Origin of the sequence: Oceanobacillus chungangensis (assembly GCF_003369565.1) — a bacterium.
Classification (GTDB): Bacteria; Bacillota; Bacilli; order Bacillales; family Amphibacillaceae; genus Oceanobacillus; species Oceanobacillus chungangensis.
On sequence record NZ_PIOD01000007.1, the window covers coordinates 50,134 to 66,059 of the forward strand.

At 36.8% G+C, this 15,926-nt stretch carries 17 protein-coding genes and 1 riboswitch; of the genes, 7 read left to right on the forward strand and 10 right to left on the reverse strand.

Annotated elements, in window-relative coordinates; translation table 11 throughout:
* Nucleotides 1–59 precede the first annotated feature (59 nt).
* Entirely contained in the window at nt 60–1,277 is a 1,218-nt protein-coding gene (locus CWR45_RS08155; protein WP_115749378.1) for an EAL domain-containing protein, read from the reverse strand.
* A gap of 208 nt (nt 1,278–1,485) precedes the next feature.
* On the opposite strand from CWR45_RS08155, the gene guaC reads away from it, so the two are divergent.
* Nucleotides 1,486–2,469: a GMP reductase gene (guaC, locus tag CWR45_RS08160; RefSeq protein ID WP_115749379.1), complete on the forward strand. Its 984-nt coding sequence runs from the start codon at nt 1,486–1,488 to the stop codon at nt 2,467–2,469.
* A gap of 194 nt (nt 2,470–2,663) precedes the next feature.
* On the opposite strand, the gene dapA is transcribed toward guaC, so the two are convergent.
* Entirely contained in the window at nt 2,664–3,557 is an 894-nt protein-coding gene (dapA, locus tag CWR45_RS08165) for a 4-hydroxy-tetrahydrodipicolinate synthase (protein WP_115749380.1), read from the reverse strand.
* Between the two features lie 103 nt (nt 3,558–3,660).
* A riboswitch (Lysine riboswitch) is annotated at nt 3,661–3,844 on the reverse strand.
* A gap of 199 nt (nt 3,845–4,043) precedes the next feature.
* Here dapA and CWR45_RS08170 point away from each other — a divergent pair.
* From CWR45_RS08170 to CWR45_RS19785, 3 genes are all read left to right on the forward strand, one after another.
* Entirely contained in the window at nt 4,044–4,496 is a 453-nt protein-coding gene (locus CWR45_RS08170) for a hypothetical protein (protein WP_115749381.1), read from the forward strand.
* A 176-nt stretch (nt 4,497–4,672) separates the two neighbouring features.
* On the forward strand, nt 4,673–5,065 hold the full coding sequence (locus CWR45_RS08175) for an SLAP domain-containing protein (RefSeq protein ID WP_115749382.1): 393 nt from the start codon (nt 4,673–4,675) through the stop codon (nt 5,063–5,065).
* 72 nt (nt 5,066–5,137) lie between these two features.
* Nucleotides 5,138–5,311, forward strand: a complete 174-nt coding sequence (locus CWR45_RS19785) for a hypothetical protein (RefSeq protein WP_170138821.1) — start codon at nt 5,138–5,140, stop codon at nt 5,309–5,311.
* A 73-nt stretch (nt 5,312–5,384) separates the two neighbouring features.
* Here CWR45_RS19785 and CWR45_RS08180 read toward each other — a convergent pair whose 3' ends face one another.
* Nucleotides 5,385–6,266 carry a TetR/AcrR family transcriptional regulator gene (locus tag CWR45_RS08180; RefSeq protein WP_115749416.1) on the reverse strand — a complete coding sequence of 294 codons (882 nt, stop codon included), beginning with the start codon at nt 6,264–6,266 and terminating at the stop codon, nt 5,385–5,387.
* 308 nt (nt 6,267–6,574) lie between these two features.
* Here CWR45_RS08180 and CWR45_RS08185 point away from each other — a divergent pair, with 308 nt between their 5' ends.
* The gene (locus CWR45_RS08185; RefSeq protein ID WP_115749383.1) at nt 6,575–8,050 is read left to right on the forward strand and encodes a DHA2 family efflux MFS transporter permease subunit; all 1,476 of its coding nucleotides are present in this window, start codon (nt 6,575–6,577) and stop codon (nt 8,048–8,050) included.
* Between the two features lie 421 nt (nt 8,051–8,471).
* Here the strand turns inward: CWR45_RS08185 and CWR45_RS08190 are convergent, their stop codons facing one another.
* From CWR45_RS08190 to CWR45_RS08200, 3 genes are all read right to left on the reverse strand, one after another.
* Entirely contained in the window at nt 8,472–9,263 is a 792-nt protein-coding gene (locus CWR45_RS08190; RefSeq protein ID WP_115749384.1) for an SDR family NAD(P)-dependent oxidoreductase, read from the reverse strand.
* Nucleotides 9,264–9,392: 129 nt separating this feature from the next.
* On the reverse strand, nt 9,393–11,030 hold the full coding sequence (locus tag CWR45_RS08195) for a thiamine pyrophosphate-dependent enzyme (protein ID WP_115749385.1): 1,638 nt from the start codon (nt 11,028–11,030) through the stop codon (nt 9,393–9,395).
* Entirely contained in the window at nt 11,027–12,205 is a 1,179-nt protein-coding gene (locus CWR45_RS08200; protein WP_115749386.1) for an aminotransferase class I/II-fold pyridoxal phosphate-dependent enzyme, read from the reverse strand. Before CWR45_RS08200 ends, CWR45_RS08195 begins: the two co-directional genes overlap by 4 nt.
* Before the next feature lie 227 nt (nt 12,206–12,432).
* Between CWR45_RS08200 and CWR45_RS08205 the strand changes: the two genes are divergently transcribed.
* Complete coding sequence (locus tag CWR45_RS08205) at nt 12,433–12,867, forward strand: S1 domain-containing RNA-binding protein (RefSeq protein WP_115749387.1); 435 nt, start codon at nt 12,433–12,435, stop codon at nt 12,865–12,867.
* Nucleotides 12,868–13,032: 165 nt separating this feature from the next.
* Here the strand turns inward: CWR45_RS08205 and CWR45_RS08210 are convergent, their stop codons facing one another.
* From CWR45_RS08210 to CWR45_RS08225, 4 genes are all read right to left on the reverse strand, one after another.
* Nucleotides 13,033–13,212 (reverse strand): hypothetical protein, encoded by a 180-nt coding sequence (locus CWR45_RS08210; protein ID WP_115749388.1) that lies wholly within the window; start codon nt 13,210–13,212, stop codon nt 13,033–13,035.
* A gap of 188 nt (nt 13,213–13,400) precedes the next feature.
* Nucleotides 13,401–13,676, reverse strand: a complete 276-nt coding sequence (locus CWR45_RS08215; protein ID WP_115749389.1) for a hypothetical protein — start codon at nt 13,674–13,676, stop codon at nt 13,401–13,403.
* A gap of 81 nt (nt 13,677–13,757) precedes the next feature.
* Nucleotides 13,758–14,111, reverse strand: a complete 354-nt coding sequence (locus CWR45_RS08220; protein WP_115749390.1) for a DUF1801 domain-containing protein — start codon at nt 14,109–14,111, stop codon at nt 13,758–13,760.
* A gap of 60 nt (nt 14,112–14,171) precedes the next feature.
* The gene (locus CWR45_RS08225) at nt 14,172–14,564 is read right to left on the reverse strand and encodes a VOC family protein (RefSeq protein WP_115749391.1); all 393 of its coding nucleotides are present in this window, start codon (nt 14,562–14,564) and stop codon (nt 14,172–14,174) included.
* 377 nt (nt 14,565–14,941) lie between these two features.
* Here CWR45_RS08225 and CWR45_RS08230 point away from each other — a divergent pair, with 377 nt between their 5' ends.
* A complete protein-coding gene (locus CWR45_RS08230; protein WP_115749392.1) occupies nt 14,942–15,895 on the forward strand; it encodes a GGDEF domain-containing protein in 954 nt (317 codons plus the stop codon).
* Nucleotides 15,896–15,926 lie beyond the last annotated feature (31 nt).

Here is a 15,926-nt window from a genome sequence, read left to right on the forward strand (position 1 = left end):
CCAGAGTTCTGTTGAATACTGAATATCAGTTAAACCAATATATCCTGTCTAACTAAATCTCATAACAATCCATCCTGTTCGTATAAATATCCATAAGGAATATCAAGAAAAACATAAAGTGTTTCAGAGATTGGATAGGAATATGTTCGAATTAATTCCGTCTTTTCGATATCTGTATATAAATCGGATAATATCCCTTTCTTCTCAACATTCATTCGCATAATATTTTCAAAGAAATAAGGACGCCAACTCCAGTTCTTATTCCTTCCCTCCTGATGTAGTTCCCATTCCTCTAAGTTGTTTTTCTCTGCATTGGAAGACAACTGAATCCCTTCCCCATTACAAATGTATACCCGAAATACAAAGTCACTGCAATATTTTCCAATTGAGCAGATCATTTCATCATATGGAAGTCCAGGCTTAAGAGCAGGAAGCATTGTTTTAAACGTCTCGTTAATCCGATTTGTTAGATCGAGTTGGGCCTTCACTTTCTTTCTCTCAAACATGACAAAGTTCTGAAAGTCTGCATTGAGTTTTGCTTGGCAACAATCATCTTCCACAAAACCCGTTTGGGCTTGTTTAAGGTAACTCCCTTGATAATATTGTCCCCCATTTCTCCACGCATAATTAAGTTGGTTATACGAGGATATCCCTTTAAACAATAATGCCGCCCCTATTTTTCGTGAAAGCATTCCAAGCGAATGATGCACGTCTTGAAATAAATGCGGCAAGGAATCTTCCTTTAAAAATCCCGCATCAACTTTAATCATATTTGGCGCCAACATGGCTAAGCGATCAAGACTGCCATTACGTCGCTCCACATCTAAAGCCAACTTGATTCCCAATGTTTTCAAATAAGTTGTGAATTTACGAATATCATCAATCCGCTCTGGGATATGTGCTTCTTTTATTTCGATAATGATTTTACTTAAATCCAACCCTTTTATTCCGGCTGATTCCAAGAGGGTCAGTAAAGATTGTCCGTTATCACTGTCCAACAGCCTGAGATCATAAAATATGGAAAGATTTTTGGATTGATTTTGCTCTTCAAAAACTTCTAGTGACTTTCGATAGATATAGTGCGTTAACTCAAGACGGAAATCATCGGGGATCGATGCATCTTCAAAAAACCAATCAAGCGGTTCAGCCATCCTATCATTTTCTTGAAAATAAGCACTAACTTCATAACCATCAACTAATTGCGTATCTGCACTTATTATAGGTTTATAATGAAGGTTAACTTTTTCCAACTGTAACATAATTTTTAAAGGGTCCATACAAGCACCTCCTGGAAACTTCTCCTAAAATTATAGCATAGTGACACCTCTATTCCTTCATTAATAAGCGTTTCAAAATAGTAATGTAAATTAATCGTTACGAAACAAAGCAAATACTTTACTTTTAAATGAAATTAATGTATATTAGCAAATGACGAACAATCACTATATAGTTAAACATTATTATTCGTATTTAGAGGTGGATATTATGGAAAATGTATTTGATTACGAAGATATTCAATTAATTCCCGCAAAATGTGTTGTGAACAGTCGTTCTGAATGTGATACAACTGTGTCATTAGGAAAACATTCATTTAAATTACCTGTTGTCCCTGCAAATATGCAAACAATTATTGATGAGAAAATAGCATTAACCTTAGCTGAAAATGGCTATTTTTATATTATGCATCGCTTTAATCCAGAGAAACGAATTGCATTCATTAAGGATATGCAGGAACGTGGCTTAATCGCATCAATTAGTGTCGGTGTGAAAGAGGAGGAGTATGCTTTCGTTGAGCAATTAGCAAACGAAAAGCTGATCCCTGATTACATTACAATTGACATTGCGCATGGTCATTCAAATGCCGTAATCAATATGATTAAACATATTAAACAACATGTACCCGAAAGCTTCTTAATTGCCGGTAATGTCGGAACACCTGAAGCAGTTCGAGAATTAGAAAATGCTGGTGCAGACGCAACGAAGGTTGGTATCGGCCCTGGTAAAGTATGTATTACTAAAATTAAAACTGGTTTTGGTACCGGTGGATGGCAGTTAGCAGCACTTCGCTGGTGTGCTAAAGCTGCAAGTAAGCCAATTATTGCTGATGGTGGTATTCGTACCCATGGTGACATTGCAAAATCTGTTCGTTTCGGTGCATCAATGGTTATGATAGGTTCACTATTTGCTGGACATGAAGAATCCCCAGGTGAAACTGTAGAGAAAGATGGCAAGCTTTATAAAGAATACTTTGGCTCTGCTTCGGAATTCCAAAAAGGCGAAAAGAAAAACGTCGAAGGAAAGAAAATGTATGTAGAGTACAAAGGTCCTTTAAAAGATACATTAATTGAAATGGAGCAAGATTTACAATCCTCTATTTCTTACGCAGGTGGAAATAAACTCGAAGCAATTCGCAACGTTGATTATGTTGTAGTGAAAAATTCCATCTTTAACGGTGATAAAGTATATTAGAATCCAAAACAAGCTCCTACTTTACAAAAAGTTGGGGCTTGTTTTCAAGACTCATTTCGTATATTTCCTTCAATTGCATATTTTGGGTGAGTTGCTTCGCTATCACTAATCTATTTCTCTGCTTTAACATACCCTGTTTCTGGAAAAATAAAGAGGAGTAAGCAAAATTGCTCCCTCCCCTTCCTATTCAATATTTAATATCCTACTGCTTTCTTTGTTTCGTATGCTGCCATCACACGGTAAAGCGATTCGCGCTGTGCATCTGTTAAAGGGACGAGCGGCAAACGAACACAGCCAACCTCAACGCCAATTCGATTCAAGCCAGCTTTTACTGGAGTTGGATTTGGTGCTGCAAAAAGCTCATTCATTATCGGTAATAGATGACGATGAAGCGCTGCTGCATTTACCACATCACCTTGTTTGAAAAGCTGGACCATTTCCTGCATCTCATTGCCTATAATATGAGATGCGACCGATATTACCCCTGTTCCACCAATTGCTAATGTTGGTAATGTCAAGCTATCATCACCGGTATATACACTAAAATTACTTTTAGCTTTACTAATAATTTCAGCTACTTGATCTAAATCACCACTTGCTTCCTTTACAGAAACAATGTTTTCTATTCTTGATAGTCGAATGATTGTTTCTGCCTCCATATTCACAACACTTCGTCCTGGAATATTATAAAGCATTACAGGTAGTGATGTTGCCGCAGCAATCGTACGAAAATGTTGAAACATTCCTTCTTGAGAAGGTTTATTATAATATGGTACAACGAGCATAATACCGTCAACGCCTGCCGCTTCAGCCTCTTTCGTCAATTCGACAGATTCCTTCGTATTGTTTGTTCCAGTTCCTGCAATAACAGGCACTCTTCCGTTTACCGTTTCTACGACTAATTTAAGTAATGCAAGTTTTTCATTATGTGAAAGTGTTGGTGATTCACCTGTTGTCCCTGCGACCACTAGACCATCTGAACCATTTGCTATTAAATGATTGACTAAACCTTTCGTTGCCTCAAAATCAACCTCACCATGCTGATCAAATGGAGTTACCATTGCTGTTAATACATTACCAAAATTCATTTACTTCACACCCTATTCATTATTTTTCCCTTAGGTGTGGAGGACCAAAAAAGCAGCAACGAGAGAGTCCGCTGCTGCTTTATAGAACATAGATATAAGTTCTAAGCACGATAGCCCCCCATATAGTACTGTTCCCTATATGACAGTTCTGCATTTATTCAATCGCAGACCCAGCTTCAGGATAATGAGTATCCTTCTACTTCGGCAGATTACCCTTTCCCTATGTGTCATAAGAGCTCATTCTCTTCCACATAAGTACTGATGAATTCTGCACCTCTATCCTTACTTTAAAAAAGAGGTGATTCAAAAAGACTAGGAAATTTTATCCTCCTTTTGAACACACTTAAAAGTATCTAAAATAAGAAGTATTTAACTATTAAATCAACTGTATCAAAGAAATTTATAAAAGACAAGCATTATATCGAGAATTCAACTTTTGATGTATAATAGGGATAAATAAGAAAAAACATCCTATTTGGAGGTACTATGCTTACATTTGATGAGAAACTAGAGATAATAGAATCTTTCCCTGAATTACAACGAAAGGATGTTTCCTTAGGTCGGGTTAATTTCCATTACGAAGAAAGTATTTTTGATAAGAAAATCGTTGTCTACCATTTACACCCAAACGGAAATGGATTTGTTTATGCAGAGAATATTGAAGGTAATTATCCAATCCAACCGAATGGGATGGTAAACATTCGAGAATTTGATGAACAAGCGCTTCGGGAGATAATCCAACATTCTATCAACTCGCTCACAGAACCCGAGCCAATCGAAGAAACATGGATCAATGCGGATAAACAGATCCTGAAAGTATATTACGATTTCGACGTATGTAATATTTATGCTGGAGAACAGCTGGACGGAACCTACGCAACCTATAATGGTGCGGTGGACTACCTCCAGCAAGAGGGTTTTAAACGTTTAGAGGATTAAGTACGGAAATAATTTTTCGAAAGTGAACCCGATCTGTGATTTGGTTCATTTTTTGATATTGATAGATAAGATAATATAACGACTTTCATACTACCTCAGTTCAGCTCAGGCTGTCACCCAGATGCATGTCTAAACTTAAGTTTTCTAATCTAAATTATGAAAGAAGGAATCGGCCGATGCAAAAACTTCTTTATGAACCAACATGGGACAGAGCTTTGTCCGACAAAGATCGTACATTGATTAATCGCGTCTTTTTAGAAACAAAAGCGTCCACAAACAACAAGATTGAATTTAGCAGAATTCGGGAAGCATTTAATCATAAAGGTGAACTATTAGTAATGGTGCTTATCCATAATTCTACAAATGCGGAATTTGTATTTAAAGAGGTAATGCTTCAATACGTTGAAAACGGTGAAGTGATTGCCGCAAATGTCTTTACACTTCCCTACCTAAAAACTGAACCAGGAACTAGTATGCCGTGGACATTTATTTTTCCAGTTGAATCAATAATAAACAAACCTACATTGGACAATAGTCAATTAGAATTTGTTAATCTTGTTTCCGAATAAGTTCGTCCAGACTGATAATATTTTACTTTTGACACAAACTATCCACGTAGAATCTTTGCAGGAGGTATTAACATGGACAGGGATGTCAAAAGAAAGAAGTCAAAACCAACGGATACTAATGGATTTAAGCATGAATTTTCAGAAGAATTTGTGGATGTTTATGAGAAAGAAGCTTCCATTAGAAGCAAAAACCCCGAAAAATTTGGTCGTGGAATTAATTCAACACCAACGATGCGGAACGGTTAACTATATCATGTTATAAAAAAGAGCTAACTCCAATCATTGGAGTTAGCCCGCTTATTTCAATGGAAGCTTGGCATTAAGCTAGGTGGACTTCGATGAGCTTTTTTAGCGGCTCGATTTCATCTTTCTCAAACAGTCCATCAGCTGTTTCCAATGAGAGAAGTGCACTGTCAATCAAAAATTTTCGAGGACTCATTGAATGCTGGAATTCATCCAAAATAAAATCAAGCAATTCAATATATTGCATCTGTCCCTCCAAGTTACTTAAATCGCTTTTTAACGACAACACGGTGTTATAAAGTTTCTCCTGAAAATCTTGCATCTTATTTTCATTTTCAGCTATCCAATTTTTAATAATATCGGGATGAAGTAATTGTTCCTCAGATTCTGCAATCTCATGAACCATCTTTCGAATCCGCTCAACACAATAGCGAACAACGTAATCCATATCTGACTGGGGTCCATATATCCTGTTGTAATACCGGATATTATAGTGCAATATACCAGCAAACATGACAGCACAGTCCAATAAATAAGGTTTCTTATCTTCGCCAAAAAGGTCAATAAATCGATGGTATAGCCATGTACTCTCGTTCATTTGCCATGCATTTACTAATTGTTTTAAATCCTTATCTTTCGAAAAGAATACTTCTTCATAAAGTCGAACTAACTTATTCACTTGATTCAATTTCATTTGCAATTCAATTTGTTTGATAAATATTTCAATATTAGAAGGATCTTCACCAATCAATAATTCATTCCGATTCGTTTCAACTTCTTTAAGAATCATTTTGAAAAGAGTAGTGAATAACTCGTTTTTTGACGAAAAATATTTATAAAAGGTACCCTTCGCAATTCCACTAACATCAAGAATATCTTGAATTGATGTAGACTGGAAACCTTTTTCAATAAACAATTGGTGTGCTACTTTAACAACATTCTTTTTTTTATCGTTCATTCCATCACCTTTAATTAAAATTAAACACATATTTTAAAACAATCCTACAATATAAAAACAATTTATTCAAATGACATATTACTAATATGTTCGTTACTTTTTTATAAACTGCGAGCTAGGTGCAACATTGATTTCCGCACTAGACAGTCGCATTCTGCCCCACCTAGGGCAGCATAAATATTTTAATACAAATAATAAGCGATTGTTATTGAAATGAATGGACGAATGTTATATGATATTCCTTGTCTGTAATGAGCGTATATTATTATGAACTAGCAGTCTATAAATATATAAAGGAGATAGAACGTATGAATCAGTCTATTGATAATAATCGTCCACCCTATTTAATACTTTCAATTCTGATGATAGGAGCATTTATTTCATTTTTAAATAGTACGTTTTTAAATGTTGCTCTCCCATCAATTATGAAAGAGTTAGATGTGGACACAGCTACTGTACAGTGGCTCAGTACAAGTTATATGCTTATAAATGGTATCTTAATACCGACAACCGCATTTCTAATTCAAAAATTCTCTGTTCGCCGATTATTCCTAGTAGCTATGTCGCTATTCACTGCTGGAACAATCATTGCAGGTTTTGCGGGCTATTTTCCTATCTTATTAGCAGGTCGAATGGTGCAAGCCTCTGGGTCAGCTATTATGATGCCACTCCTAATGAATGTTATGCTCGTTAGCTTTCCAGTAGCAAAAAGAGGCAGTGCGATGGGAATCTTCGGGTTAATTTTAATGTTTGCTCCGGCAATTGGACCAACATTATCTGGCTGGATAGTCGAACATTACGACTGGAGAATGCTATTCCACTTTATTGCACCAATTGCATTGATTATTCTAACTATTGGCTTCTTCTTGCTAAAAGATAAAAAAGATAAGGTTGCAATGAAATTGGATTTATTCTCTGTAGTATTATCGACAATTGGATTTGGTGGTTTACTTTATGGATTTAGCTCCGCCGGTACAAAGGGTTGGAGTAGTCCAGTAGTTTATGGAACGATTATTATAGGTGCTCTTTCATTAGTCTGGTTCATTCTACGCCAATCTAAATTGGAAGTTCCAATGTTAAATTTCAGTGTCTTTAAATATCCGATGTTCAGTTTAGCATCCATTATTACTGTTGTTCTGAATATGGCGCTGTTCTCTGGATTTCTTCTAATCCCAATCTATGCACAAACAATTTTAGGTATATCACCGATGGAAACAGGGTTAATGATGCTACCAGGGGCACTCCTTAATGCCTTCATGTCTCCAGTTACAGGGAAATTATTTGATAAATTTGGTGGTCGTGGTTTAGCGATTTTAGGTTTAGCTGTAGTAGCTGCGACAACTTTTTCTTTCAGTCATTTATCGTTTGACACGAGCTACACAACCTTGATGATTTTACACGCTGCAAGAATGTTTGGTATGTCAATGGTAATGATGCCAGTCTCAACTAATGGATTAAACCAATTACCACCACAGTTTTATCCACATGGTACAGCCATGAATAATACACTGAACCAAGTATCAGGTGCAATCGGAACTGCATTGTTAATTACGATTATGTCGACTCGTGAATCAAGCATTGCTGGTCAATTAACTGCAGAGGTTGCTGGTCAACCAACAGCAGAAATGCAGCAACAAATTATGTTAGAGTCAATGCTAGGCGGTATTAATTTTGCTTTCCTTGTTTCTACTTTTATTGTCATCGTTGCACTTATCCTCGCTTTCTTTATTAAGCGATCAACACCTGCAATTGTAACTGATCCAAGAAATAACAGACCAGAATAAGAAGCGAAGGCAACCTTCATTTTAAATGAGGTTGCCTTCTTTTTTTACTTGTTAAACTACGATGTAAGTGCGATGTTGATTGCCACTGCGGATATACTTCTTCGTTAGAAAATCATTCTTTATTTTCGAGTAGTCTCCTGTCATTAGTTACAGTCAACAGCCGTAAGAGAGTGAAATTCCACTCCACCTTATATAAGAGGTGGATTACGATAGAAAACGCACAATGCCAGCGGAGAAAATACACGGAGACTCCTGCGGGAGGAAAGGCCTCGGTGAGACTGCGAAGTGCGAATGCACGAGGAGGCTCACCAGCCGCCCGCGGAAAGCGTAGTGTATTTTCGGAGCGGCAGGAAGCAATACATCAGCCTAAGTTAGTTCATATCGAATACGTAATATTTTTAATCACCTGCAAAAGCACTTATTATTTTTTATCTAATACACTACCGAATAATTTATCCGCTATTCTCGGAAATAAAAGGTATAGCACACTTCCAAGATTCATCCACCACGGTAAATTTAACTCTCGTTTAGGATGAATCATTAGTTTTACAATTCGATTGGCAACTTCTTCTGAGTGAAGCATGAATTTCTGGACGCTTTTAACATAATTTCCGGATTTATCGGCTCGGTCAAAAAAATTCGTTTCTATTGGTCCTGGATTGACTGCAGAAACAATGATACCCTTTTTCTTTAACTCCATTCTTATACTATTTGTAAAGCCCAGTACTGCATGTTTAGATGCTGCATAACCACTTGATTTAGGAGTTGCTAGTTTCCCTGCCTGGGAAGCTACATTTATTATCTGACCACTACTTTTCTTCACCATCTCTGGAAGAACAGCCTTTGCACATGCCATTAAACCTAGGACATTGACAGCAAACATATTCTCAATATCCCCTAAACTTGCCTCTTCAAAGGTGTCAAAGATTCCAAACCCTGCATTGTTTAGTAGAATATCAATGCTGCCAACTTCTTGAAACATTTCTTCGAATACTGCTTTTACCTGCTCCAAGTCACTAACATCAAGCTGATAATAAAGACAATTTACTTCTGTTTGTTGATTTATTTGCTCTGCTATTTTCTTTAACTTCTCTCGTGATCGTGCCATTAAGATTGGTCTTGCACCCAATTGTGCTACTTTAAGTGCAACCTGTTCACCGATACCTGAAGAAGCGCCGGTTATAACTATATTTTTATTCCGTAAGTTTCTCATGTTCGTTCCACCTCGTGCTTATCGACTAGACTACTATTCATTCTATCTAGGTTCACGATAATAATCTAGAAACAAGCAGCTATTTCCTAAATTTTTAGCAGAACATGTTATTATTGCTTAAATTCCCGCTTATTCCCCCCGTAATTTTGAAATCGTCGTCGAAACAGAAATGGCTTCTTTTCCAGTTAGAATTTCGATAATGGTCACTTTGTCTCGCTTCAATGCTTGATTAAAAGCAATTTCAAATGATGCTGCTGTATCTACTTGATATGCTTCTGCTCCCATTGCGATTGCCATATCCTTAAATGAAATACTTCCTAAATCTGTTGCAATTACTTTCCCCGGATAATGCATTTCTTGATGCATTCGAATCGTTCCGTACATCTGGTTATTAAACACAAGGCAAATGATTGGTATACGATAACGTATCGCAGTTTCTATTTCTTGAATCGTCATCATGAATCCTCCATCTCCTGAAAGAGAGACGACTGTTTTATTTGGAAATGCAAGTTTTGCTCCAATTGCTGCAGGCATACCATAGCCCATTGCACCAGATGTTGGACCTATATACGTATGTTTTTCGCAGAATGGATAAAAAGAATGAAGCCAACCAGCGAAATTTCCTGCATCATTCGTAAGTAATGCATCCTTTGGTAGTGAGTCACGGAGGATAGCTATGATTGATTTATTAATCACATTGTCTTCAGTGTTTACTAATTTACTTGTAGATTCATATGCCCGCCGCCTCGCTAATGTCCATGGTTGCCAGTTTACATCTCCTTCTATCTCTTGCAAGCATGCAAGTGCCTCTTTTAAATCCGCGACAATGCCAACGTCTGGTGCATATACTTTTCCTATAGTGTTATAATCGATATCAATATGGATTAAGTTTTTATCTGGCGTAATGATTGAATAATCTTGTGTTGTGATTTCCGAAAGTCTTGTACCTAATGCTAGGATCAAATCCGCATCCTGCACCGTTTCTAGTACTTCCTTCTGTGTACCAAACCCTAAATGCCCCATGTATAAATGATGATTATTTGGAAATACATCGTGCCTTCTAAACGCTGATAGTACTGGTAGGCTATGTTTTTCTGCAAAGCTTAGCAATCTTCCTTCTGCAGCTGCATACTTTACGCCACCACCAGCAATAATGATTGGCTTGCTTGCACGGAATAATAATTCCTCTACACTGGCTACTTCTCTCTCTGAAGGTGCTGGTCTTGGAACCACTGCCTTCGGTCCAAACTGCATATCCGCTTTAACTGGAAGAATATCTTCGGGCAGCGAGATAATTACTGGTCCCGGCCTGCCTGATTGTGCAATTCGAAATGCACGTCCGACTATCTCTGGAACACGCTGTGGATTAGTCACCTCCACCGCCCATTTTGCAATTGGTTGGAAATACTGTACTAAATCTACTTCTTGAAACCCTTCTCTCCCTTTAAAATCTTGGTTTACTTGACCAAGAAAGACAATCATTGGAGTAGAATCCTGAAATGCTGTATGGACAGCAATAGAGAGATTACTCGCTCCCACTCCCCTTGTTGCCAGAACAATTCCCGGCATCAGCTTAGCTTTCGCATAGCCCTCAGCCATAAAAGCTGCTCCACTTTCATGTCTCGCAGAAATAATCGCAATACTCGGTTCATCATAGAGCGCATCTAATAATGGCAAATAACTTTCACCTGGAACACAGAATACCTTTCGTATCCCCTCTCTTCTTAACATTTCAACAATCGCTTGTGCAGCTGTCATATGATTCATGATAAAATCTCCTTGCTGAATTCTAACTGATCTAGTCGTTTAATAACCTCATCAATACGCCCTTCTGTTACAGTTAAGGAAAATCGAATATACCCCTCTCCGACCGTGCCAAAAGCAGTACCGGGTGTCACAATGACAGCTGCTTCATCCATTAATTTATTTACAAATGAAAGGGATGTAAAGCCTGCTGGTACTTTTGCCCAGAGGAAGATTGTTCCTCGAGGTTTTTCACAGTCCATCCCCATTGATACAAGTGCAGCATACAGCTTTTCCATTCTAGCTTTTATGATTGCATTATTTTCTACTATTGTTTGAAAATTACTGCGAAGCGCTACTGCGGCTGCTTTTTGAATTGGCAGGAACTGACTGGAATCAAGATTGCTTTTCAATGTTGCCAACGATTTGATAACTGTTTTGTTTCCAACGATATAGCCAATTCGCCAGCCAGTCATGTTGAAGCTTTTTGATAAAGAGCCAATTTCTACAGCATATTCATTTGCGTTCGGTACCTGCAATATGCTTGGCGATTGATAATTATCGAAGGTTACAAGATTGTATGCACTATCATGTGCAGCAATTAAGTTATGTTGCTTTGCAAACGATATTGTTTGAACAAATGTGTCCAAATCTATTGTTGCCGAAGTTGGATTGCTCGGATAGTTTAGAAACAATAATTTTGCGTGCTGCAGTTGCGATTCCGTAAGTAAATGAAATTGCGGTTTATAGCCATTTTCCTTATCTAATAGCAAATCAACACTTTCACCAGCAGCTAAATGTACCCCCATCCGGTAGACAGGATAACCCGGATTTGGAATTAACACCTTATCACCTTCATTAATCACCGCTTGGATTAGATGGACAATACCTTCTTTCGATCCGATTAGTGCTAATATTTCTGTATCTGGGTCTAAGTCGACATCATACTTCTCCTTATAAAAATTGGCGACAGCTAATCTAAATTCTATACAGCCATTATAGTTTGAATAACGTTGATTATCCGGATTCTTTGCTTCCCTTACTAAAGCATCATAAATATAAGTCGGTGTTGGCAGGTCTGGTGCACCGATTCCTAAATCAATTACATCAATCCCTTTTTCCTTTAATACCTGCTTTTTTCTATCGAGCTCGGAAAATATATATGCAGGCATATTCTTTACTTTATCGGAAACATACATTGGCGAGTTTCTCCCCCAATCTATTTGTTCTTCTAATATGTTTATACATTTGGCAGTACAATTATTAAATTAATTATTAGAGTGAACGAGAATAAAACACTAATTATTAAGAAAAATTTAAATTATACTGTGGAAATTCCAGTAAATTCCCTATTCCATCAATTGATATTACTGCGTATATTTGTTATAATAAGTTGGTTTTATCATTTATGAGGGGGAAAATTTTTTTGGCACTTGAAATTGGTAGTAAAGTAAAAGGTAAAGTAACAGGTATTACAAATTTTGGAGCTTTCGTGGAGTTAGCTGAAGGGAAAACAGGTCTCGTTCATATCAGTGAAGTCGCAGATAGCTACGTAAAAGATGTCAATGATCATCTAAAAGTAGGCGATGAAGTTGAGGTTAAAGTAATTGGTGAAAAAGAAGGAAAAATATCCCTATCAATCAAAAAAGCTATCGACAAGCCTGAAGGATATTCAAAACGCCCATCTCGTCCAAGAGATAATAAAGGCTCCAATGACTTCCGTTCTAAAGGAAACTTTAAGCCAAAGGAATCTTTCGAAGATAAAATGGCTAAATTCCTTAAGTCAAGTGAAGAAAACTTATCTATCATCAAACGCAGTACAGAATCAAAACGAGGCGGTAGAGGCGGCAGACGCGGTTAGGCGCATTATATCTAGCTTCAAAGGATTTTAAATAAACAAGAAAAGACCCCGGGCACAAGTAGGCATCGGGGTCTTTCTTTTTGGTTCTTTTATTTTATGTTCAATGGATATTATTTAGGCTGATGTGTGATGCTTTGTCTTACCGCATCAGCATTTACTGAGCTACTAGCTCCCCATCTTTCTTCTTGTTGTACTCGCTTTTTTCGCTTGTTGACTTTGCATTCGCTTTGTTGTGTTATCCAAATTCTGTTTATTTTGGTTATTATGATCTGCCTGTGCTTGTTTTTTTCTCTCAAGTTGCTGCTTAATTATTTCCTGCATTGTCATTTTCTTTTCATTAGACATCAAACTGTGCTCCTCACCATATAGATTATCCTCTATTATATTACAAGCTATGGAGAGAAAGCTATTATTTTTAATGGGCTTCCCAGATTTTTAGAAAAATTGGCTGTCGCCAAGTCCTTAAGCGACAGTTTTAGTTTCACTTATGCAGTGAGAACGTTCACTTTCTTATCTGCCAAAATATGATGTGTTTATAATACTTCATTATTATTTTGCTGTGCTTCCTGTACTTGCTGACGTGTATTATGCAGCTGCTCATAAGCCTGCTGAAATTGCGGATTATCTGTAGCTTCTCTGCCTGCTTGGTCCTGCGCTTCTTGCAAGTTCTGTTCAACTTGTTGTAATTGCTGCTCCGCTTGCTGCAGCAAATCTAGATCTGATCCTTGTGCTAGACGGACATTGTCTTTAGCCTCGTCGATTAGCCGACTAGCTTGTTGTAATTTTGAATGTAGATTATCATGTACCATGCTGTCTCCTCCATAACTTTAAACAATGATAATCTATATTGTTCCACCCTATTTTCTTAATATGTATGAGTATTTGAGAAATCAAGCATTCTTTGCGATAGCATCTCGAATCAATACTTTGAACTTTTCTGTTTGAATTTCTTCCAGTTTCGTTATTCGAATATGCCGCATCTGTTTTCCAGTTCCTTCAAGCAACGCTTCCTCGTCTTTTAGACTAGCCCCTAAATAAAAACCTAAATTCACATGTTTTTTCGAAGGTTGCAAATAACAAACATTTCCATTCTCACTATATGATGGCATTCCCCACTTGACCTCCTCTTTGAAATTTTCAGATGCTGCAAAGATAAGATTACGCAGACAGGTTGTTATTTCTTCAATATTCTCTGGTAATGCTTCAATCAATTGATCAACTTTATCACTTTTGTTTGATACCAATTGTAACACTCCTTAAGTATTTGCTTACCAGCAAATTAATAAAACGACCAAATTTAAGTTTTATTCGTTCTCGTTAATTTTTTCCATGACTGCAAAGTAATTCTCTTCACAATCGGCAAAGTTAAACACCTTACCCCCAGGAATTGTTACCATGTCTCCTACTGTAATGTTTTTATCTTGATACTCCTGATACAATGCTTCAAGATTATCCGTGTAAAATATCAATGAGGGGGTACCTAGATTTAATTTCGGCTCCATTTCTTGCACTATTTTCTTATTTTGCAGAACGATGCTTGTCCCCGATTCTTTTGATGGTGCAATTTGAATCGATCTCATTCCTTGCCCATTATCAGCTTCAGATATGATACTAAATCCTAATTTTTCTGTCCAAAATTTAAGTACCGCTTCTTGATCATTTACATATAGCATAATTTGGCCAACTTGGTTTATCATTTATTATTTCCCCATTTCAAATTGATTTTCTATTGGTCTTCCCTACTATTTTTTAAATCCATTATACTTTACCATAATAATTAACCATTTACTGTAAATAAATACGCTATATTTACAGAGAATTTACAAAAAATTTATATTTCTACTGTAAAATATAGGTAATAGGAATTAATTTTCGCTCTAAATCAGAATCATTATAGGGATATTTTCATATTTTTCAATATCCTATTCCGCTATACTAAAATTATGAAATTAAAGAACAGCAGCAAAATAAAATTTATATATTTGATTACAAAAACTTAGAAGCATTTATGTAGGAAGAAATATTATTTACCTTCTTTCCTGCTAAACGAGTAATTATATGGAGTGGATTGTAAATGAACAAGGTTATCGGGGAAATTGCTAGAGAAGTAACAATCATCGCACCTTTTACAAAATGTGAGGAGGTTTATGGTATCTTTGAAAAACAGCCTTCCTTAGAAGGAATCCTTGTTTGTGCGAATGATCAGCCATTAGGGCTTGTAATGAGAACTAATTTCTTTCAACGAATTTCAATAAAATATGGGTTTGATCTTTTTATGAAGCGATCAATCGACCTAGTGATGAATCAGGAATTATTTACAGTGGACTACTCTATTCCAATAACTGAGGTCAGTTCACTCGCAATGAATCGTAGACAGGAAAATCTCTATGATCATGTGATTGTTTTGCAGCAGGGCCGAATCTATGGCGTTGTCAGCATTCGTGAGTTAATCATGAAGCTTTCCGAGCTGCAAATTAATATCGCACGTTACTCGAACCCACTTAGTGGATTACCTGGAAATCATATGATTGATAGAAAGTTACAAGAGTATCTATCCTTTCAAGAATATACGGTGTTCTACATAGACCTAGATTCTTTTAAAGCCTTTAACGATACATATGGATTTAAAGAAGGCGATAATTTAATTAAAGAAACGGCGAATATTATAAATCATACGATTATGACTGTCGCGAATGAGCCTTCATTTGTGGGACATATTGGTGGCGATGATTTCATTGCCGTTGTCCCTCACTATCATCACGATGATTTATGCCATTTAATCATATCGCGTTTTGATGAGGTAATTTTACGTTTTTACTCAGAAGAGGACTTACAAAATGGATATGTTCGAACGACTAATCGAAACGGAGTGCTTGAGAATATTCCTTTAGTAAGTGTATCGATTGCAGTAATCCAAAATAAAAATACTTCTATCAATACGGTAGAGGATCTAAGCAGACTTGCAGCGAATGTGAAAAAGGATTGTAAGGCAATGAATGGGAGTGTTTATTTAACACTTGAGGAGTAATGTTATGGAGAGGGGGAACATCTCTAGCTCC